The organism is Ligilactobacillus salitolerans, from assembly GCF_003864415.1.
GTDB classification, from domain to species: Bacteria; Bacillota; Bacilli; order Lactobacillales; family Lactobacillaceae; genus Ligilactobacillus; species Ligilactobacillus salitolerans.
Map to the genome: position 1 here is coordinate 17,332 of NZ_BFFP01000001.1, position 19,894 is coordinate 37,225.

Genomic DNA, 19,894 nt, shown 5'->3' on the forward strand with positions numbered 1-19,894 from the left:
TCACAATCGTTTTCTCTTCAACCCTTACCTTAACAATTATTTCAAAAACTGCAAAGCAATAGGGTCTAAAGAAAACTAAGAATCAGCTCAAATTTAAATTTATAATTATTCACTTTTATGTATATTTCCGGTCAAAAAGATGCTAAGATTTATCTAATCACATAAAGGGGGAGTATCAAATGCGCCAAAAACATCTCAAACGCTTGACTCTTGGAGTACTCTGCACATTAACTCTGCTGGTCCTGGCAAGCTGCGGCAACAAAAACTCAGAGGACAGCGTCAAGCGGATCCAAAATAAAAACACCTTGGTCTTAGGGACTTCAGCTGATGATGCACCCTTTGAATTTCCCATCGTCCAAAACGGCAAAAAGAAAATCATCGGCTATGACATCATGGTCGGTCAGAAGATTGCAGATGATCTCGGTGTGAAACTCAAGGTCGAAAACATCGCTTTCCCTTCACTGTTGACAGAGCTGCAGGATAAAAAGGTAGATCTCGTGCTGGCAGGCATGGTCAAGACCCCGGCAAGAGAAAAAGCCGTCAGTTTTTCCAAGCCGTACCACCAAGCAGCTAATGTCTTACTGGTCAGAAAAGAAGACGCCCACAAGTACAATCATGTCAGTGATTTGAATGGCAAAAGCATTGGCGCGCAACAGTCTTCCGCCCAAGAAAAGATCGCCAAAACTCAGCTGCCAAAAGCATCTCTGGTCACGGAAAGTTCACGGGGAACTTTGACGGCCGAATTGAAGTCCCAGAAAGTCGATGGGGTCTTGTTAGGCAAAGATGGAGCTGAGATCTATACCCTCAAGTATCCTAACCAATATGCGATCGCTCAAGTTAAGCTGAAAACCACTGCCGACATCAGCGCGGTCAGCATCGGGGTCAATAAAGACGATAAAGCTCTGCTCAAACGGATCAACAAAAAGATCACTGAACTTAAGCACAGCGGAGAACTCGACAAGATGTTCAAGCAAGCTCAAGCCCAGCAGGCAAAATATGGAAAATAAGGTGAAATCATGAATAAAGATGCAAAAATTGAGATCCTCCAAAAAATGATCCAAATTCCTTCGGTCAATGATAATGAAGCAGCAGTCGCAGACTACATAGCCTCCCTCTTCGCGCCTTACCCTAACGTAGAGATCGAGCGGCTGACCTATGCCCCGCACCGCGACAACCTAGTCATTACGATCGGCTCTGACCAAGGACCGCGAATCGGCTTAGCCGGTCATATGGACGTGGTTGCTGCCGGACCAGAAGAAGACTGGCTGTACCCGCCATTTTCCGGCACAGTCGCCGATAACAAGCTCTATGGTCGTGGTGCCTCGGACATGAAAAGCGGTCTGGCTGCGATCGTAAGCGCCATGCTTGACTTACTCGAGGCAGGCACTCAGCTCAAGGGACAGATTCGTCTCCTGGCAACTGTTGGTGAAGAAACCGGTGAATACGGTGCTGCTCAGCTCACCCAAGCCGGTTACGCGGACCACCTGGCAGCTCTGGTTATCGCCGAACCAAGTACGGACATGTCGGAACTCGTCTATACCTCCCGCGGGGTGATCGACTATCAGGTCACTTCGATCGGCAAGGGTGCTCACAGTGCACGACCATGGCAAGGGATCAATGCCATCGACAATCTCTTGGACTTTTATCATCTGGCTAAGGAACGTCTCAGTCAGTTCGACCACGCCGACCCGGTTTTAGGTTCAGTCACCCATGAGATCACGAAGATCACTGGTGGAGAGCAAGTTAACAGCATTCCAGCACGAGCATCATATCTGGGCAACATTCGGACTTTACCAGAATACCCGAACAAGTTCTTTTACGCCGAATTAGAGCAAATTTTGAACGAACTCAATGCCAAAGATGGCTACAGCTTGTCTTTATCGTATAGTTTCCCGGAAGAACCGATCGTAGGCCAACCTGATTCAGAACTGGTGCAGCAGGCTGCGGCAATTTACCAGAACGTGTTCGGCAAGCCCGTTAAGATCACCGGCAGCTTGGGGGCCAATGACGGTGCGGAATTTTTGCAGGCCAAAGGCGACTTTAACAGCATCGTCTGCGGACCCGGCTCTTACACCTCTCACCAACCCGACGAATATGTTGAGCTGTCGATTTATTTGAAAGCAATCGAATTCTATAAGGCACTGGCCCTAAAATTTGTCGGCTGAATTTATTTAGTTTTCGGCGGAAGACCCCCGACTTTAGTCGAGGGATGGATAGCCGTAGCGAGCCTGCACGCTAATCAACAAATGCGGTCAAACCTTGCATCAAACTGACAATGTGCTATCTTAAATAAAAAAGGTGGTGAAATCAATGACTTTGACAGCTTTTAAAGTGCGTCTATACCCAAATCAGAAGCAAATTAAACAAATCAAGCAGACCTTTGGTTCAACACGTTTTGTGTGGAATCAAATGCTGGCGATGCAAAGTGCTCGCCACAAGAATAATTCTAATGCCAAATATCAAAATGAATTTGCAATGAACAACTTGCTGAAAGCACTCAAAGCGGAATATCCGTGGTTAAAAAACGTAGACGCTACTGCATTGCAAGCATCTAATGGCAACTTGCATGATGCCTTTAAACGCTTTTCAACAAGAAACTAAGTAACGGTTATCCATGCTTTAAAAGCAAGAAAAACTATGCTCAAAGTTACACTTCTAAAGCAGTCAATCAAAATATTAAAGTCATTGATGACCACCATTTAAAACTGCCAAAACTAGGTCAGGTCTATTTTCGGGCTGGTCGGGTGCTGACTGGCAAAGTTAAACGGGCAACCGTCCGTATCAACTCGCAAGGTCAGTATTACGCAACGGTTTTGATTGAGAGCGAAAAACAAGCTCTCAAGCCCAAAACAAAGCAAGTTGTTGGTATTGACCTTGGCTTAGACAGCTTAATGATTTTGTCCAATGGACAAAATGTCAATATGGTGAATTTTGATACTGACGCTAAAAAACAAATTAGGGTATGGGAACGTAAAATGGCACGCCGTCGGCAAAATGCACTCAAAGAAATTGCATTTGACAAGCACGACAAAGTCTTGTTCCCACGGACTAGCTTGCGCCAATTTCCACGCTATCAACAAGCCCGTCGGACGGCGGCAAAACTCAAGCGGCAGGTCAGTGACCGCCGAAACGACAAACTGCAAAAGTTGACCACGCAGTTAGTGCAAGCTTACGATGTGATTGTGGTGGAAAAGCTCAACACGCAAGATATGCTGAAAAATCATCATCTTGCCCGTGCAATTTCCAACGCTGGTTGGGGTAACTTGGTCGCGATGTTGCAATATAAGTGTGACTGGTACGGTAAACAACTACTCATGGTAGACCCTAAAAACACTAGCAGGATATGCAGTACTTGCGGTCAACACAACCAGCAATTTGTCGGGTTAAGTCAGCATGAGTGGTTAGCGGTGCGTGAGTGGCAGTGTCCGACTTGCGGAACTCACTTAGACCGTGATATTAACGCTAGTCTGAACATCCTCAACCGTGGATTAGCACAAATCGAAACACAAAAAACGCTAGCCTAAACTAGTGCCTAAAAAATAAGGCACGGGACGTGCCTTGGTAAATAACAGTGACCGCTATCTTTTTAGAGAAATCTAATTGACAAGTTTGCTGTGTTCCCAGAATCCCCCCCTTTTTAAAGGGTGGTAGTTCAAAATCCTTGTAAGAACTGAAATAATTATAGGGCTCCATTGTTTTTCTTGTCCCAGCCGAAGTAAAAGTTGTAAAATTCCATTAGACTACAGAGCTAACTTCTTAGAATAATGGAGGCAAATGCAAATAATGAAAGTGTCTGAAAAAGAAAGCTGTCTTGTTTTAGTTCCGATTTTCGCTGGGCTGAGTCAGGAAAAACTAGCTAAGATTTCAGCAAAAGTGACGAGTAAAAACATGACCCAAGGTGAATTCCTGTATAATTTGCATGACCACAATGACACCTTATATATCGTGCATCAGGGCCATTTAAAAAATTATCGTCTCCTCGAAAACGGCAAAGAACAATTGATCCGTTTATTGGGTCCTGGCGATTTTACCGGTGAGTGGAGCCTGTTCCAAGAAAAACAAGAACACAGTGATCTCGTAGAAGCCGTAAGCGACACAGAGATCTGCCAGTTAACACAGCCGGATTTTAAAGAGATTTTAGCCCATTATCCTGAAATTAGTCTCAGTCTCTTGCAGCAAATGTCGACTCGCTTAGAAGCAGCTGAAGATCAGATCACTACCATTGCCCACAGCTCGATCACCGAGCGGATCAGTGCTTATTTGGCCAGCCTAATTACTGAGCCCACGGCAAGCAAAACGCTGGTCGAACTGCCAATGGCACGCAAAGAATTAGCCTCTTACCTAGGAACAACACCCGAATCTATTACCCGCGGCTTTAACAAATTAGAAGCACAGGGTGTCATCAAGTCCCTTTCAAATAGGAAGATTCAAATCAACCAGCTTGACAACAACTAGATCTACGCAAAAAAGGGACGTCAAAAAGCACGTCTCTTTTTTTACGCTAAGCGATAGTTCAACAAGCGAATTGCATTTAAGACCACTACAATAATGCTGGCCTCATGGACAAACATCCCGATACCCATATTGATCCAGTCACTAAATAAGAGGCTGCCTAAAAGAACGAAAACCACCCCGACTGCAATAATGATGTTTTGAAGCATGTTATGGCTGGTGGCTTTTGCTAATTTAAGCGTTGGAGCTAGCCGACTAAAATCAGAATTCATCAAGACAATATCTGAAGTTTCGATTGCGACATCTGTACCATTCCCCATAGCTATCCCTGTGTTAGCCAGCGCCAATGACGGACTATCATTAACTCCATCACCGACAAAGGTCACATTTTGCCCATTGTTTTGTAGCTTCTTAATATATGCTGCCTTATCTTCAGGCAGCATATTGCCCTTGGCTTCGGTTAAGCTGATTTTTTCTGCGATCTGATCGACCGTTCCCTGGTTGTCTCCAGATAGGAGGATCAAATTTTTAACGCCCAGTTTTTTTAATTTAGAAAGTTCATCTTTAACGTTTGGCCGCAACTGATCCTTGATCCCCAAAATTAGTGCTGGTTGCTGATCAATAGCCATGAAAATCAAGGAATTTCCTTCACTGGCTAATTTCTCACTTTCTTTTATGACCTCTTTCTTTACATCGATCCCATGAGTTTTCATTAACTGCAAATTGCCTAAAGCGACTTGATGGCCTTTAACCAGCGCAAAGATCCCGCCGCCTTTAACCACCTGTGTTTTAGTCACTGGATATCTGGCAGTATCCGGATAAGTCTTAACTACTGCCTGCGCTAAAGGATGATCACTTTCTGATTCAGTACTAACTAACAGACTAAGAGCTTCACGCTCATTGATCCCTGGCATTGTGATCAGTTTTGCTACCCGCGGATCACCCACCGTTAGTGTGCCTGTCTTATCAAAAACCATCGTATCAACTTGACTAAAATTCTGCACCACTTCGCTGCCCTTTAATAATATTCCGTGTTTAGCACCATTGCCGATCCCGGCTACATTCGAAACTGGGATCCCGATCACCAAAGCACCGGGACATCCCAGCACTAAAACAGTTATGGCGAGTTCAATATCCTTAGTCACGAACCCCACCACAATTGCCAGCAGCAATACAGCCGGTGTATAGTACTGAGAAAATTTATCAATAAACCGCTCTGGAGTGGACTTTGAGTCTTGAGCTTCTTCCACTAGTTCAATGATCTTGCCAAAAGTGGTTTCCTCGCCAACTCGCTGTGCTTCCAACTGGATCGTTCCATTTTCCAAAATAGTTCCGGCATAAACAGTTGAACCAGCTTGTTTATCAACAACCTTAGACTCTCCTGTGATACTAGCCTCATTGACATAGCCAGAGCCGCTTACAACTTGGCCGTCCACAGGGATCTTGCCGCCAGTCTTCACTAAGAGCCTGTCTAAAACACTGACCTCGTCAATTGAAACCTCCTCAAACTGACCGTGCAGGTTTTTCTTTAAAGCAGTCTCTGGCTCCATTTCAACTAGAGACTTAATCGCCTTTCTCGTCTTTTTTAGCGTCGCCTGTTCTAAAAAATGACCAGCCAAGAAGAGAAACGTGACGACCGCTGCTTCTTCATAGCTCTGAACTAAAAAAGCACCTAAGACTGCGATCGTGACTAAAACATCAATACTAACTACCTTGACCTTTAAAGATTGAAAAGCTTGGATGGCAATTGGCAAAACCCCTGCGATCCCAGCAAGCATTAAGGCAACGGGTACTATTTTCCCTTGTGTCAGAAAAAAATGATCCGCCAAGGCGAGCAAAAGCAAGGAACCATTAATGATCGTTAGTTCTTTTTTATGCGCTAAAATAATTTTTTGCATTTTAACCTTCCTTTCTCAGCGAAAAGCAGGTCTCATTTGCTGGACCTGCTTTTTGCTCTGACCTATTTTTCTGCACTGTATGCCTGCTCTAGTTCGGCCAAAAAATGGTACGTTTTTTCCATTGTCGGGCACGCGTCTGTTGGGATCCGATAATTATCAGTTACTTTTTTTATTTCTTGGTATTCTGTACTGACATCTGCGCCAACCTGCGTTTTGGCCTCGATCTTGCCAAATAACTCATGAACTTTAAACGTCTCTGGATGATTTTTTCCATGCGCCCGAGTGATCGCTAAAGTATAGGTTTCTAAGGTCGGAAAGTATTCTTCTTGTAAATCGCTATACTTGCTCATTGATTAAATCCTTCTTTCTTTAAACCGGGATAACTTTTGCCTTGAGTACTGCGTATCCAATATCCTCGATCGCTTTTTTAATAGCTTCGATCGTCACTTTCTGCTCATCGAAGTTGACTTTTAACTTACTGGCATTAAACATTACTTTGATGCTGGGTTTATCAACCCCCGCCACTGAAGCAGCGGCAGCCTCGATTTTTTTGACACAGGTTGGACATGCTAGTTCCTCTAACTGAATAACAGCTTTTTTCATCATTAAAGATCTCCTTTCTTGCCTCTCTCTATCATGTAGTATAGATATCTGGTGCTTTTTTATAATTGATCATCGTCAATTTTTCGATAATAATAGTCACAAATTTTTCATCACGGATCGTAAAAACATAAAAATCAGGCTCAAAGTTTTGAACTCTCCCAAAACTTTGAACCTGATTTAATTTTTGCTGCTAATTCTGTCATTCCTTGTTTACTTCGAGTATGCCAGCCCTTTCTTAAACCTCTTCCAAAAACTGGTATCATCCGTCTGCAGCATCAGTCCACCATAGATCCGACCGATATAAACCGCCAGTAAAACGACCGCAGCAGCTAAGATCACTAACGACAAGGTAATTTCGAGCCCTGAAGCTGAATGGTCGATGATCCTCATTGGCATGAAGAAACTGGAGAAGAACGGCACATAGGATAAAATCTTGACCAGCAGCGCCGAAGCATTATCTTGAAATGGGATCGTGATGAAGAAAGCCACCATGCTCAGATAAATTACTGGTGTTGCTGCCTTAGAAGCATCTTCTACTTTAGAAACCAGTGCCCCGCTGAAGGCCGCCAAGATCGTGTAGATCATGACTCCCAAAAGCAGGAACAACAAGTTGGCGTTCAACAAGTTTTGTATGATCAATTTGATCAGCTCTCCGCCTGAGTCTAAGAAATCTTGCACCAGCTGCAGCTGCTTAGCTCCCTGAAAAATAGCCCAACCACCCACAAGGTACAAACACAGCTGCGTCAGGATCACCAAAAAAACACCAAGCAGTTTGCCGTAAAAATACTTTGCCGGAGCAGTACTGGAAAAGATAATTTCCATGATCTTAGTTCCTTTTTCAGAAGCAATCTCATTGGCAACGATCGAAGCATAATTGATCAAAACCATATAAACCATCAAAACGATGATCCAAAAAGAGATTTGGGCAGCAATTTTTTGCGTCTCGTTGCTCGTTTCTTTTAACTGCTGGTCAAACTGCGGCTGGATGGTCAAAGTCTGGGCCTGCTGTGGGCTTAGCTTGGCATTAGCATAATTCACCTGCTGCTGCATGCTATTAATAAAAACCATCGTCTTGGTGCGCAGCTCAGAATCCATCGCATCTGTACTATGATAGGTTGCTTTTACCTGATGCTGGTCAGTATCCAAAACCAAGTACCCGGCGATTTCACTGTCATGTAAGGCTTTTTTGGCTGCCGCTTGCGTCTTATATTTTGCCGCGACATCGTCTTTATTTTGTTTCAGATATTGCTGCCGGACTGTTTTTTGCGCAGAAACAACGGCAATTTTGTCGCTAACAGACGTTTCAGCTGATTTAGCACTAAAGTACCCAACACCACCCGAGATCCCAAATAACAGGAACGGCGACAACACAAAGATGATGAAACTCCAGCTTTTCACCTGGCGCAGGTAGGTCTGACTAGTTACGATCCAGAGTTTACGCATGTCCTTCACCCGCTTTCATCCGAAAGATCATGTCTAAGGTCGGCGGCTGCTGACTAAATTCACGGATATATTGGCCATTAGTCAGACGTTCGAAGATTTCTGGGCCGCCTGCAGGATCGTCTAAATGCAATAAATAGCGCTGAGCTTGAGACAATGCTTGAACTGACTGAACATGCGGGAGTGCCTGGAGGTCTGCTAGGGGACGTTCGGTCGTGACGTACAGCTCGGTCCGGCCAAATTGTTCTCTCACCTCGTCGAGAGTTCCATTCAAGACGGCCCGTCCATCACGCAACATGACCAGACGATCGCACACAGCCGTGACATTCGTCATGTCATGGCTAGAAAAAATAATGGCTGCACCCTGGTCTTTCATCTCTAAAATCGCATTCTTCAGCAAGTCAGCGTTGACTGGGTCCAGGCCGCTAAAGGGTTCATCCAAAATAATTAGTCGGGGTTGATGGATCAGAGTACAGATCAATTGAACCTTTTGTTGATTTCCTTTAGAAAGATCCTTGATCTTATCACTCTTTTGCCCCTTGACCTGAAATTTTTCCAACCAGTCATTGATCAGCGGCTTGATCTCTTGCGCTGTTTTGCCTTTGAGTTTGGCTAAATATAAGATATGCTCCTCGACCATCATTTTCGGCAGCAAGCTTCGTTCTTCCGGCAGGTAGCCGACCTGATCCAGCTGTTCTTCGGTCAGCGGCTGTTTATCCCAGAGGATCTCCCCTTCATAATGCAGGAAGTTTAGAATGCTGTGAAAAGTCGTGGTTTTACCCGCCCCGTTTTGCCCGATCAGACCCACGATTTGCCCAGTCGGGACGTCAAAGGACAAATCATCCACTGCCTTAACATTGGCAAACTTTTTCGTTAAATTCTGAATCTCTAACACTAATATCGCCTTCTTTCCAGCTAGTCTAGCTCAAATGCTAGTTGTTTCTTTGAGCTTACACTATGGTTCTCGTTATGAAAAGAAATATACCCGCAAAAAAAGCGGTGCGAGTCAGCCTGAAACTCGTACCGCTAGGGGTGAGATTTATGCGGTGACCCCAAAAGTTGCGAAAGCAATTGAAAAGAAAGAAGGGACTTTTGGGATCTGTGCAATATTTAGAGGTATGTATGTCACAGACATACATTTATATATACGCAAAAATTACCGATTTTGTTTTTTTATTTTGCATTTTTTTAAAATAATTTTCCGTGGTCTCAAAAGACTGCCGCAAAAACAAAAAAAGACTTATCCAGGCTAAAGGCATAGTCTGCACTTTTTCAGAGAGTCTCCTGTCCATTTCAATGTATTTTTCTACATTTTAAGGTTGCTTGGATTAAAAGCTGGTCCATGAGCAAAAATATGAATTATTCGGGTTAAATCTGACATTAATTAGCCGATAAAATATGTAGTAGCGATTTTAGTCTGTAACGAAAAATTGAGCTTGGAATTAACTTGTTTTACAGTTCTAAAATTTATCAAGGTACATTCTTGTGGCTAGTGTTCTGCAATTTTGCTGTTTAAAATATTGCTAATGCTCAGGTGATAGAAAAATGTTAACTAATTCCCAAATTAAGAAATTTTTTGTTGATAAAGAAAATGTACCATGTCCAATTACTAATAGGTTGATTGAAAATGGTTATCGTCAAAAAAGTGGTGGCTACCTAAGCTACGCTAACGAATTGGGGGTGAAAAATCCGACACAGTACTGGCATTTGATGAAATCTTGGTCTAGTCGTTCTGCAGATGATGCAAAGTTTACCCGTGCAATTCAATGTGGTGAATTAATATTTTGGATGGCAGAGGTTAGTGAAGCAGTTGATCAAGATACTCTGAACAGACTTGCAGACTTAATTATTGACCAATACGTGAACAATCGGCGCGTAGGAAATAAAATAATACAGGAAACATGTTTTTCAAAAATTGAAGTAAAGGTCTCAACCTCTACAAACAGCGTGAGAAGCATACGATTGGATGAACAGCATTCCCCCAATGATCGCTAAAGGGACAAACATCAGTCGAATTGATCCAGCTAGAACACCAAGCTGAATTTCAAACAAGTTGAGGAGTCAGCTAACTGCGCTAACCTTGTGAGGGAGATAGTTTTCGTTTCATGTCTTGGTCCTTCCTCACAAAAAGCAGCACTAACGTAACTGAGTGGTAAACGATAAATGGTAGTGGCTAATTTAATTTTATAATTTTAGGAGAAATAAAATGAACAAAACTAATCATTTTTTAGAAATCGGAAGTAGTCATAAAAAGTTAGCTGTAGGTATTTCTGGAGCTGTTGTTGCTGTTTTGGCTGTTGGTGGAGTAGGGTTTGCAAGTATGAATTCTCACCCCGCCGCACAGATCGCTCAAACAGAAGCAAAAGCATCAAATAACCACAAGGAGCAACTTAATAAGGTATCAGAGCTTCGCAAGCAGATGGAAAATGAAAAGAATGACCAAAGGAAACTCGATGATTTAAAGAAAATTGAATTAAAGTATCAAAAATATGAAAAGGGACCAGATTCATATCGCAAGTTAACCAATGCATATCAGGATGCTATTCATAGCGGTAAGGCATATTTCCTGAATAAGACCAATAAAACGATTCAGGATTTAACCGTAAAGGATGTTAACAAGGAAAATGATGTAAATGGTTTGAACAAGAAAATTAAATCATTACAGGGTCAATTGAAATTTGTTAATGATAACAAGGAAGCTGTATTTACAGAGGATAATGTTAAAAATTACACCAAACAGATTAATGGTTTGATTAAGAAATATCAGGACCGTGTGAAAAAGTTAGATGAGCAGAAAAAGAATGATGAGAGCAAGAAGGCTGAGGAAAGCAAGAAGTCAGAGCAATCCAGTCAAGCAGCACAGTCATCACAGCAAAATCAGGCTAACGGACAAAACCAAAGCAACAACGGTCAGAGTAATGGTAACGGGCAAGGTTCAGTAAATGGGAACAGCTCATATCGAGGAAACAGCAATTCCGGGAATTCAAATTCATATAGCGGACGGAGCAACAGCAGTTACAGCGGGAACAGCAATCGGAATTACAGCTCAAATGGCGTTCGCAGCAATTCATACAGCCAACCAAGAAAGAGCGGGAGTAACGGTTATATCAAACCAAACCAACCATCACAGCCTAGCAGACCTGCTAACAACAGTGGTAATGGGAAAATTGTTGGGCATGTACAATCAAATCATAATGGGAATGTGCAACATTCTACAACGGTATCCGATGGGAAAAATACAACAGTATATCAAGATGGGAAACAACAAGGTGGATTTACGATTAATTAAGTAATTATTTAAAGCAGGTATAAAATTTATATCTGCTTTATTTATCTGTTTAATTGAGCCTTATTATAGCAATATAATAGATCATTAAATTAAAAATAGTGGGAGGTTAAAATGACCTTATGAAAAAAATTAAATTAGGAAGTTTATTGTTAGCTTCAGCCTGCGCGATAGGATTAATGTCAATACCTCAAGGTGTAGCACATGCCGGAGTCTATACATCGGGCAAGTCGAGAGGAGGATACGAAGGCGGAGCGGGTTCTTCTGGTAACTATACTGTTACAACTGCGGGTAAAGCGAAACTACAATGGCAGACTTGGGGCAATGGTAAATCATCGAAAAATAAGAAACTAACGGTATCTGCATCTTTAAATGGTTGGGCTATGCATATACCCAAACAAAGCCATAAAGCATTTAATAGAAATCTTAATGGTATTTATTGGGCCTACTTAAGATCTCCCAATATCCATTTTGGTGGATCATATTCATCCACAGATAATTATATGACATGGCCAATTATAGACGTACTAAATGGGAGTCCAGGCGTAGGCGTAGATACTACCATTACGAACCGCCTTAATCCTAATTTTGTTAGTTATCTTGAGGAAAATGGGGCAACGCCTAACGATAAAACTGGACAATGGCGGTATAAGGGCAATCGTGTGGATTCCGTGGATATAACCGCGCATCCAATTAAGGTATCAGCATCTACTAAGTCTGAAGAACGTAAGGTTATTGTTAAGGTAGCTGGTGGTAATAAAAAATTATATGAAGGGAACAAAACCAGTGCACCTTATGGGGATAAGTCGAAAAATGGTGAGTACAACTATAGCAAGAACATCAAGGTTACGGTTTATAAGATAAAGAAGACCACAACATATGATGGTTATACCTATATGAGTAACAAGAAGGACCCTGGGCCACATGCGAATACACCAACATACTCTATTGAGAGCAAGGGTAAGAAAACATATATCACAACGTTTAATTATGATGTGAACGGTCCTGATGCTACTGTTAAATCGTATGTTCCTGTTAATTTGAACAAATCTGTTGGTACCGGTTCTCCAATGAACAGTGCTGCTGATAAACTTCTTATCCAGAGATATATGCGAGAATATACGGGTACTTTTAAAATAATTTTTCCATGGTCTCAAAAGACTGCTGCTCCAACTGGAGTAGCCAAAAAAACCGCAAATAAAACTGCAAAAATTCCACATGTTAGAAAGAACCATTTGCACCACCTAGTCTGTTCGATATAACCAAGCCTGATGAGTATCAGACCAAAGACTACCGCCAAAATCATGACCCAAAAGCCCATTTGACCACTCTCCTCAAGTTGATTTGCCTACTATCGACCAACTGTTTTCCAGACTCCCGTCATCAAGCCTTCATTTAAAATTTTGTCTGTTAACATAGCAATTAAGTTAGCAGCACTTTTTACCTTTTGGAAGACTAATACACCGGCTTAGTTAACACTTCCCACTCTTTAAAGGTTGTATCATCTGTTTTGAAGTCCTTGCCGGTCTGCAAATATTCCTTAGCCTTCAAAACCAGCGGCGAGCAATTCGCACCGGTCAATTTCTCCAGTGCGACTTTTCTTGCCCCTAATGAATCCTGCCCCTCAAATTGGCCAACCTCATTTTGAAGTTGCCCACCAACTTCAAGCACTTCATAGAAGACACAGATGTGCTGGTTGTAATGCCATCGTTCAAAGTCCCACGGATACCTAAAAGAGGTCACGCCTAATTGCTTCAAATCTTTAACGGTCAATCCTGTCTCTTCTTTGATTTCTCTAGAAATCGCTTGGTTCAAAGGCTCGCCGTCTTCTAAACTGCCACCGGGTAAGTCGTAACGATTGATGTAGGGCCCGCCATTTTTCTTGATGACCACTAAGCCATCTTGATTCCCGATAATTCCATATACTCCAAACGCACGATGAAATTTTTCAGCCATCTCTTAGTACCCTCCAGTTTAATTATTCAGATCAGTGGTGATCCTATTAACCAATTGTTCTGGGTTCATCTCTGCACTGATCGCCCGTTCTTCTGGAACTTGCAGAAAATCTTTTTCCAGCCACCATTTATGTAAAGTTTCCATATCAAAACGCCGTGCAGTTGCCCTTTGATTATTTCTTCTAACCGTCTCTTCAAAGGGGAGGTCAAAATAATAGACAAACGTCTTTTTCTCAAAAAATGAGAGCAAGTGTAACAGCATGTCTCGGTACTTAGCAGCTCCAAGAATTCCTTCAAGGATCACGTAATCATACCTATTTTTGCCAAACCTGCAAAGATACTCCATCAACTCAATACTTGGATTACCTGGAGTGTCTTTCACATTCAACATTTGTCTGCGAACCACATCTTGTCCAACTACCAGGACCTGTGCTGGTTGCAAGGCTTGTTGCAACCTGTACGCCGTCGTTGTTTTGCCGCTGCCTGAATTTCCGCGAAGGATAATCAGTTTAGTCATTCAGTCTACTCCTTCCTAGAATTTTTTCCAAATCCTGCTATTGGATCACCACTACAACTCAAGACATCGTCTTACTGCTTGTGCAGACCTAATGGCCTTTTCATTCAAACTGACGCGTCAATGATCAAATCTTCTCCCTAACCAGCAATTCTTCAATTGTAGTCCTAATTTCACCTGGATATTCCCAGTGTACATAATGAAAACTTCCATAGGGCTTAAAGTTCCACTTCTCAGTAAAATATTCGGACCGCCGATATTCCGCCTCACGAAAATCCCTGGCAAAGATAGTGACAGGCAGATCGTGGCTCAACTTAAGATTCGGAAATCTTTTTAAAGCAGCACTATAATCGGCGGATTGTCGCTGCTCGATCGCAGGATCTGATCTTCTTTCGTCAGCAAGACTAGTTTCCCAGATCTGCTGGGCTAAAGATGGCGGAAAATACCGCTCAACTCTTCTTTTAAAGAGTCTCAACACATCTTTCTCCGTCATTTTGGCAGCAGCTTCAATTTCAGCTTGATAGCCACCGCTATGAGGCGGATCTAAAATAATTTCACGTGTCATCGGTTCTATTCCCACAAAACCAATTAGATTATTTAGTTTTTGTGCAATATGTAGGGCATAAACACCCCCTAAACTATGGGCAACCAGTAGGATCCGCTGCGCCCCTTGCTGCTGGATGATCTTTAAGATCACGCCAGCCTCTTCTTCTAAATTAAAGGCTCGTTTTTCTAATGAACTCAACCCATGGTTGATATAGTCGACCACCAAGATTCCTGTTTGCGGCGGCAGCCGGTCGATGACTGGTCTAAAAGTCTGCTCCGTCTCAAAGCTGGAGGCACCGTTCAAAAACACGACTAAGGTTTTCCCTGGCCGAAACGCGACTCTGAAAGTTCCTAATTCCGTTTCAATTCTCTGATCTGCTAATGCTTGTCCCATCAACCCACCTCCATATTAGAAAAAAGTATACCACTTTCTATACCTTTTAAGTCGCCTTTACTTCTCAGGATCATTTTCGAATTTAACTGTCAGGGCATAACCTAAAATGATGGCCAAAATAATTAATAGTATGTCCACCACAAAATCCAGCCCACCTTCTAGTACAAAATAACCTTCAAGCCACTGTACCACTTGCAAGAAAAAGAAACAGTTGATAAGCAGTTGGATCCACCAAATTATTCTAACCTTCAATTCTATTTTTCCTCCTTAGCTGACTCCTTCGTAAAGAAGGCTGGAATGACATTTGCCAACATGATCAATGCCGGCAAATAATAATTCGTGAATTTAGCGGGCAAAAGCCAAAGCATAACCAGCATAACAACCGTCATTGCCAAGCGAAAAATACCGTCAAAATGCTTGATAGTAGTCGGATGAAAGCGGGGATGATATGACGACTTGTCTGAAAAAAGCCAAAATTGTCCCAAGATAAATATAAGCATAAAAACGACTCCTAAACCCAGCATAATTTTACTTGCAAAAAAGATCCAAGTTAAAACAAAAGGGAGCCCGCCTACCAAGTTAATTAAACCGTATTTCCAGTCAATCATTCGCTTTACCTCTTTTTTGCTAAGTGTAATTTATAAAGGTAAAATTTTTCAAGTAACACCTTTTTTCTAACGGGATTTTATTTTCAGAAAACATTTTTAAGCATCCCGAATTTTTTTGTTTTATTAAGTTAATATCTGGTGTACAATGTCTTATGGTTAAAAGAAAGGTGGTTTTAAGCGTGGGGAAAAATGAGGCTGGAACTCAAAAAAAACGCCGCTTGGTTCAATACGCCAACGGACGCTCACTTGAAGAAATCAACGGAACTGTCGAAGTTCCTAAAGGAAAAGGATTCTGGAAAACCTTATTAAAGTATTCCGGACCCGGAGCTCTGGTTGCTGTCGGTTACATGGATCCAGGTAACTGGTCAACTTCTATCACCGGTGGACAAAACTTCTCATATCTCTTAATGTCAGTGATTTTGATGTCGAGTTTAATTGCCATGTTGCTGCAATACATGGCCGCTAAACTGGGCATAGTAAGTCAAATGGATTTGGCACAGGCAACCCGAGCCAGAACCGGCAAAGCATTAGGTATTATTTTATGGCTCATGACTGAGTTAGCTATTATGGCGACCGATATCGCTGAAGTTATCGGTGGTGCGATCGCGCTTTATCTTCTATTTAAGATTCCATTGGTAATAGCTGTTTTCCTAACCGTTCTGGATGTTTTAATCTTACTCGCATTGACCAAAATCGGCTTCCGTAAGATCGAAGCAATCGTTGTCTGCTTGATCTTCGTGATCTTAGCTGTCTTCATCTATCAAGTTGCCTTATCTGATCCGAACTGGGGCGCAATGATCAGCGGCTTCGTACCTTCCGCCGATACATTTGCCAGCCACCCAGAAGTTGCAGGAATGACTCCAATCTCGGGTGCCTTGGGGATCATCGGTGCCACTGTGATGCCGCATAACTTGTACCTGCACTCTGCTATTTCACAAACTAGAAAAGTTGACCATTCTGATGAAGAAGATGTTGCTCGAACAGTGAAGTTTACGACTTGGGATTCAAATATCCAGTTATCATTGGCTTTCGTTGTGAATGCTTTACTGCTGATCATGGGCGTGGCTGTTTTCAAATCAGGGACAGTTCAAGATCCTTCCTTCTTCGGTCTGTACGAAGCTTTATCTGATACTTCGGCTTTAAGCAACCCACTGTTGATTGAAGTTGCTAAATCTGGTGCTTTATCCGTGCTCTTTGCAGTTGCTTTACTGGCTTCCGGACAAAACTCCACGATCACTGGGACCCTAACTGGGCAAGTCATCATGGAAGGCTTCGTGCACATGAAGATGCCGCTTTGGGCTCGTCGCTTGGTCACTCGTCTGCTTTCAGTTGTTCCTGTTTTGATCGCCGTTCTTTCGACTAGCGGTCAAAGTGAGATCCAACAACATGAATCGATCAATAACCTGATGAACAACTCACAGGTCTTCTTGGCCTTCGCCTTGCCATTCTCAATGATCCCGTTGTTGATGCTGACTAACAGTAAAACTGAAATGGGTGAACGTTTCAAAAACTCAACCTGGGTCAAAGTTGTTGGCTGGATCGCCGTTTTAGGATTGACCTTCTTGAACATGAAGGGCTTGCCGGATTCGATCGCTTCCTTCTTCGGTAACAACCCAACTTCAGCTCAGATCACACTGGCTAACAGTATCGCCTATACTGCAATTGTTGTGATCATAGCACTGTTGATTTGGACTGTTGTTGATATCTACCGCGGCGATAAACGTCTGGCAGAAGAACACGAAAAAGCTGCCAACCAAAAAAATAATTAAGAACAAATATCGGTCTACAATAAGAAAACTTTTCAAATCAGAAGCACCCTTCAACACGGTGATAATTTAGCCGCTGGAAGAGTGCTTTTTTGCATAGTTATGCTTGACTTACGCTGCCACACAAGCATATTCTTCTCATAACTCACTCGGTGTCCACCAATCTTCTATCACTTAGTTTCAGCCGCCTAATCTAATTCTGAGCTCTTCGCGCAAGCCAAGCAGCCGTAAGCGTGATATGCTAAAGAAGGAAGAGTTTACATACAGCTTTATCTTTAATAATAATTATTAAACGTTGGAAACTTTCACTTTGAAGTTAAACCCTTTTAAATTAAAATGAGTCCTAAAGGTCATTTTTGTAATATTTCGCTAACAAAACCTAGAAAAGAAAGGATGTCTATCCTGTGAAACTAGCGATCGTGGCATTTGCTGTCATACTTCTGATTTTTTTACTCGTCAAATTTAAATTGAACATCTTTATTTCACTGGTGGTCACTGCCTTTTTGACGGCTTTTGCCCTCCAGGTCCCGCTGGCACGAATTCCCGAATTTATCACGACTGGCATAGGCGATCAGTTAGACGACTTAGCCATCGTCTTTGGTCTGGGTGCCATGCTGGGCAAACTGATCACCGACAGCGGCGGTGGTTACCGCATCGCGCACACATTGATCGAACATTCCGGCAAAAAAAAGATTCAAGTCTGTGTGATCTTGGCTGCCTTCATTTTTGGACTAACTCTTTCATTTGAAGCAAGTCTGGTCGTTTTACTGCCATTGGTTTTTGTTTTAGCCAATGAAGTCGGGATCCCTTTGCTGGCACTTGCCCTCCCGATGGCGACAACTCTGGCAGTCTTGCATAACCTAGTCCCGCCGCATCCTTCGCCAACGGCGGTGGCCGGGATCCTTCATGCTGACCTGACACAAGTGATCTCCTTTGGTCTCTTGATCTCCATCATTCTCATCTTGCTGATCGGGCCTGCCTTTGAACATTTTCTGCGGAAATTTTATCCCCAGGTTTATCACAAACAAAGATCTTTGCTGGGGATCGGCAGGGCCAAGAAATTTGATTTAGAAAATACCCCTTCATTTGGCAAAAGCATCTTGACCGTCATGATGCCGGTCATTTTGATCGGTTTGGCTGGGATCATGAAATATGCTTTACCCAACAACGGCCTCAACAAGGCTTTCCAGTTCATCGGAAATGCCAACATTGCCATGCTGTTGTCCTTAATTTTTGCCATTTTTACAATGGGGATCAGTCAAAAGACTTCGATGACAGAGATCGGTGCTAGATTGGAAGCCGCTTTGACCCAGATCGCGATCTTACTCTTCATCGTCGGCGGCGTAGGTGCCTTCCGTCAAATCTTAGAGGAAGGCGGGATCACCAACTATATTGCTGCCCTTTTCACTAACACCCACCTTTCACCAATTTTGGCAGCCTGGCTGATCACGGCTCTCCTGCGAGTAAGCATCGGTTCAGCGACGATCTCTGCCCTAACAGCCGCTAGTCTAGTTGGCCCATTGCTTGCCCAAAGCGGGGTTGCCCCAGTTCTGGTCGTCTTGGCGATAGGAGCCGGAAGTATTTTCGCTGATCACGTCAACGATGCCAGCTTTTGGATCGTTAAGGAATACTTTGATCTGACATTAAAGGAGACCTTTCTGTCTTGGACGGCTCTGACAGCAGTCATTTCTATTACGGGTCTAGCCTTGATTTACGGCTTATCTTTATTCATTTGAGGAAGGAATGTTAGTTGATGCAGTATATGATCGGTATGGATATTGGAACGACCAGCACTAAGGCTGTTTTGTACGACCAAAACGGTCAAATTTACGCCCAGGCCAACGAAGGCTATGAGCTCTATCGCGATGCGACCGGAATGGCCGAAGAAGATCCAGCGGAGATCCTGACCGCGGTCATTACAACGTTAGCGACTGTGGTTCGCACGATCGATTTCAAGCAAAACGAGCTCAAGGGGATCTCATTTTCCAGTGCCAACCAAAGTCTCCTCGTCCTAGACCAAAATCACCAACCGCTGACAAGACTCTTAACTTGGGCGGATACCCGTGCCGCAAAACACGCCGAGCAAATTAAAAACTCGCCCCGTGGTCAGGCTCTTTATGAAAAAACAGGGACACCCCACCACCCAATGACTTTGCTTGCCAAAATCAGCTGGCTCAAAGCAAACAAACCAGCGCTCTATGCCAAAGCTGCCTACTACTGTGGGATCAAAGAATATATTCTTTACCAGCTTTGCGGGACTTGGCAGATGGACATCTCCATCGCCAGCTGCACTGGGCTGTTTAATATTTTTACCCAAAAATGGGACCCAGAAGCGCTCGAGCTTGCTGGAGTGAATGTCAAACAGCTGCCGCCAGTCGTTGATGCCTATGCACAATTCTCTGGTTTAAAACCAGAATATGTCCAACAAACAG

The 19,894-nt window shown here is 43.0% G+C and carries 20 protein-coding genes and 1 pseudogene; 11 read left to right on the forward strand and 10 right to left on the reverse strand.

All coding sequences use genetic code 11. The features are described 5' to 3' along the window. Window positions 1-179 precede the first annotated feature (179 nt). From LFYK43_RS00115 to LFYK43_RS00130, 4 genes and pseudogenes are all read left to right on the forward strand, one after another. A complete protein-coding gene (locus LFYK43_RS00115; RefSeq protein ID WP_124974202.1) occupies window positions 180-1,007 on the forward strand; it encodes a transporter substrate-binding domain-containing protein in 828 nt (275 codons plus the stop codon). 9 nt (window positions 1,008-1,016) lie between these two features. Further along, window positions 1,017-2,165: an ArgE/DapE family deacylase gene (locus LFYK43_RS00120; protein ID WP_124974205.1), complete on the forward strand. Its 1,149-nt coding sequence runs from the start codon at window positions 1,017-1,019 to the stop codon at window positions 2,163-2,165. A 145-nt stretch (window positions 2,166-2,310) separates the two neighbouring features. Beyond that, window positions 2,311-3,524: pseudogene (locus LFYK43_RS00125) on the forward strand (RNA-guided endonuclease TnpB family protein). A gap of 259 nt (window positions 3,525-3,783) precedes the next feature. Then, window positions 3,784-4,455, forward strand: coding sequence for a Crp/Fnr family transcriptional regulator (locus LFYK43_RS00130; protein WP_124974208.1), 672 nt, complete (start codon window positions 3,784-3,786; stop codon window positions 4,453-4,455). A gap of 41 nt (window positions 4,456-4,496) precedes the next feature. Here the strand turns inward: LFYK43_RS00130 and LFYK43_RS00135 are convergent, their stop codons facing one another. From LFYK43_RS00135 to LFYK43_RS00155, 5 genes are all read right to left on the reverse strand, one after another. Continuing rightward, window positions 4,497-6,350 (reverse strand): heavy metal translocating P-type ATPase, encoded by a 1,854-nt coding sequence (locus tag LFYK43_RS00135; RefSeq protein ID WP_124974211.1) that lies wholly within the window; start codon window positions 6,348-6,350, stop codon window positions 4,497-4,499. Between the two features lie 62 nt (window positions 6,351-6,412). Then, entirely contained in the window at window positions 6,413-6,700 is a 288-nt protein-coding gene (locus LFYK43_RS00140) for an iron-sulfur cluster repair di-iron protein, ric (protein WP_124974214.1), read from the reverse strand. A 19-nt stretch (window positions 6,701-6,719) separates the two neighbouring features. Further along, window positions 6,720-6,953: a heavy-metal-associated domain-containing protein gene (locus tag LFYK43_RS00145; RefSeq protein WP_124974443.1), complete on the reverse strand. Its 234-nt coding sequence runs from the start codon at window positions 6,951-6,953 to the stop codon at window positions 6,720-6,722. A 210-nt stretch (window positions 6,954-7,163) separates the two neighbouring features. Continuing rightward, on the reverse strand, window positions 7,164-8,396 hold the full coding sequence (locus tag LFYK43_RS00150) for an ABC transporter permease (RefSeq protein ID WP_124974217.1): 1,233 nt from the start codon (window positions 8,394-8,396) through the stop codon (window positions 7,164-7,166). Beyond that, on the reverse strand, window positions 8,389-9,288 hold the full coding sequence (locus LFYK43_RS00155; RefSeq protein ID WP_124974220.1) for an ABC transporter ATP-binding protein: 900 nt from the start codon (window positions 9,286-9,288) through the stop codon (window positions 8,389-8,391). Before LFYK43_RS00155 ends, LFYK43_RS00150 begins: the two co-directional genes overlap by 8 nt. A 34-nt stretch (window positions 9,289-9,322) precedes the next feature. Here LFYK43_RS00155 and LFYK43_RS00160 point away from each other — a divergent pair, with 34 nt between their 5' ends. From LFYK43_RS00160 to LFYK43_RS00175, 4 genes are all read left to right on the forward strand, one after another. Further along, the gene (locus LFYK43_RS00160; protein WP_124974223.1) at window positions 9,323-9,646 is read left to right on the forward strand and encodes a hypothetical protein; all 324 of its coding nucleotides are present in this window, start codon (window positions 9,323-9,325) and stop codon (window positions 9,644-9,646) included. Between the two features lie 292 nt (window positions 9,647-9,938). Beyond that, window positions 9,939-10,388, forward strand: a complete 450-nt coding sequence (locus LFYK43_RS00165; RefSeq protein ID WP_124974226.1) for a hypothetical protein — start codon at window positions 9,939-9,941, stop codon at window positions 10,386-10,388. 211 nt (window positions 10,389-10,599) lie between these two features. Continuing rightward, a complete protein-coding gene (locus LFYK43_RS00170; RefSeq protein WP_124974229.1) occupies window positions 10,600-11,682 on the forward strand; it encodes a hypothetical protein in 1,083 nt (360 codons plus the stop codon). A 119-nt stretch (window positions 11,683-11,801) separates the two neighbouring features. Then, window positions 11,802-12,941 (forward strand): hypothetical protein, encoded by a 1,140-nt coding sequence (locus LFYK43_RS00175; RefSeq protein WP_124974232.1) that lies wholly within the window; start codon window positions 11,802-11,804, stop codon window positions 12,939-12,941. A gap of 193 nt (window positions 12,942-13,134) precedes the next feature. On the opposite strand, the gene LFYK43_RS00180 is transcribed toward LFYK43_RS00175, so the two are convergent. The 5 genes from LFYK43_RS00180 to LFYK43_RS00200 all read right to left on the reverse strand — a co-directional run bounded on the left by LFYK43_RS00180 (window position 13,135) and on the right by LFYK43_RS00200 (window position 15,696). Then, on the reverse strand, window positions 13,135-13,635 hold the full coding sequence (locus LFYK43_RS00180) for an NUDIX hydrolase (RefSeq protein ID WP_124974235.1): 501 nt from the start codon (window positions 13,633-13,635) through the stop codon (window positions 13,135-13,137). 18 nt (window positions 13,636-13,653) lie between these two features. Beyond that, the gene (locus tag LFYK43_RS00185; RefSeq protein WP_124974238.1) at window positions 13,654-14,151 is read right to left on the reverse strand and encodes an AAA family ATPase; all 498 of its coding nucleotides are present in this window, start codon (window positions 14,149-14,151) and stop codon (window positions 13,654-13,656) included. 124 nt (window positions 14,152-14,275) lie between these two features. Beyond that, window positions 14,276-15,088, reverse strand: a complete 813-nt coding sequence (locus LFYK43_RS00190; protein ID WP_124974241.1) for an alpha/beta fold hydrolase — start codon at window positions 15,086-15,088, stop codon at window positions 14,276-14,278. Window positions 15,089-15,145: 57 nt separating this feature from the next. Beyond that, window positions 15,146-15,340 (reverse strand): hypothetical protein, encoded by a 195-nt coding sequence (locus LFYK43_RS00195; RefSeq protein WP_124974244.1) that lies wholly within the window; start codon window positions 15,338-15,340, stop codon window positions 15,146-15,148. Window positions 15,341-15,342: 2 nt separating this feature from the next. Beyond that, window positions 15,343-15,696 (reverse strand): hypothetical protein, encoded by a 354-nt coding sequence (locus tag LFYK43_RS00200; protein ID WP_124974246.1) that lies wholly within the window; start codon window positions 15,694-15,696, stop codon window positions 15,343-15,345. Between the two features lie 179 nt (window positions 15,697-15,875). Between LFYK43_RS00200 and LFYK43_RS00205 the strand changes: the two genes are divergently transcribed. From LFYK43_RS00205 to LFYK43_RS00215, 3 genes are all read left to right on the forward strand, one after another. Continuing rightward, window positions 15,876-17,465 carry an Nramp family divalent metal transporter gene (locus LFYK43_RS00205; protein ID WP_174713937.1) on the forward strand — a complete coding sequence of 530 codons (1,590 nt, stop codon included), beginning with the start codon at window positions 15,876-15,878 and terminating at the stop codon, window positions 17,463-17,465. A 401-nt stretch (window positions 17,466-17,866) separates the two neighbouring features. Beyond that, entirely contained in the window at window positions 17,867-19,198 is a 1,332-nt protein-coding gene (locus LFYK43_RS00210; protein WP_124974250.1) for a gluconate:H+ symporter, read from the forward strand. Between the two features lie 17 nt (window positions 19,199-19,215). Beyond that, window positions 19,216-19,894: FGGY family carbohydrate kinase (locus LFYK43_RS00215; protein WP_268226775.1), on the forward strand; the 679-nt coding region annotated here is incomplete at its 3' end.

Excerpts from the sequence above, each read along its gene's own strand:
- LFYK43_RS00115 (WP_124974202.1), top strand. The coding sequence starts at position 180 with ATGCGCCAAAAACATCTCAAACGCTTGACTCTTGGAGTACTCTGCACA.
- LFYK43_RS00120 (WP_124974205.1), top strand. The coding sequence starts at position 1,017 with ATGAATAAAGATGCAAAAATTGAGATCCTCCAAAAAATGATCCAAATT.
- LFYK43_RS00130 (WP_124974208.1), top strand. The coding sequence starts at position 3,784 with ATGAAAGTGTCTGAAAAAGAAAGCTGTCTTGTTTTAGTTCCGATTTTC.
- LFYK43_RS00135 (WP_124974211.1), bottom strand. The coding sequence starts at position 6,350 with ATGCAAAAAATTATTTTAGCGCATAAAAAAGAACTAACGATCATTAAT.
- LFYK43_RS00140 (WP_124974214.1), bottom strand. The coding sequence starts at position 6,700 with ATGAGCAAGTATAGCGATTTACAAGAAGAATACTTTCCGACCTTAGAA.
- LFYK43_RS00145 (WP_124974443.1), bottom strand. The coding sequence starts at position 6,953 with ATGAAAAAAGCTGTTATTCAGTTAGAGGAACTAGCATGTCCAACCTGT.
- LFYK43_RS00150 (WP_124974217.1), bottom strand. The coding sequence starts at position 8,396 with ATGCGTAAACTCTGGATCGTAACTAGTCAGACCTACCTGCGCCAGGTG.
- LFYK43_RS00160 (WP_124974223.1), top strand. The coding sequence starts at position 9,323 with ATGCTAGTTGTTTCTTTGAGCTTACACTATGGTTCTCGTTATGAAAAG.
- LFYK43_RS00165 (WP_124974226.1), top strand. The coding sequence starts at position 9,939 with ATGTTAACTAATTCCCAAATTAAGAAATTTTTTGTTGATAAAGAAAAT.
- LFYK43_RS00170 (WP_124974229.1), top strand. The coding sequence starts at position 10,600 with ATGAACAAAACTAATCATTTTTTAGAAATCGGAAGTAGTCATAAAAAG.
- LFYK43_RS00175 (WP_124974232.1), top strand. The coding sequence starts at position 11,802 with ATGAAAAAAATTAAATTAGGAAGTTTATTGTTAGCTTCAGCCTGCGCG.
- LFYK43_RS00180 (WP_124974235.1), bottom strand. The coding sequence starts at position 13,635 with ATGGCTGAAAAATTTCATCGTGCGTTTGGAGTATATGGAATTATCGGG.
- LFYK43_RS00185 (WP_124974238.1), bottom strand. The coding sequence starts at position 14,151 with ATGACTAAACTGATTATCCTTCGCGGAAATTCAGGCAGCGGCAAAACA.
- LFYK43_RS00190 (WP_124974241.1), bottom strand. The coding sequence starts at position 15,088 with ATGGGACAAGCATTAGCAGATCAGAGAATTGAAACGGAATTAGGAACT.
- LFYK43_RS00200 (WP_124974246.1), bottom strand. The coding sequence starts at position 15,696 with ATGATTGACTGGAAATACGGTTTAATTAACTTGGTAGGCGGGCTCCCT.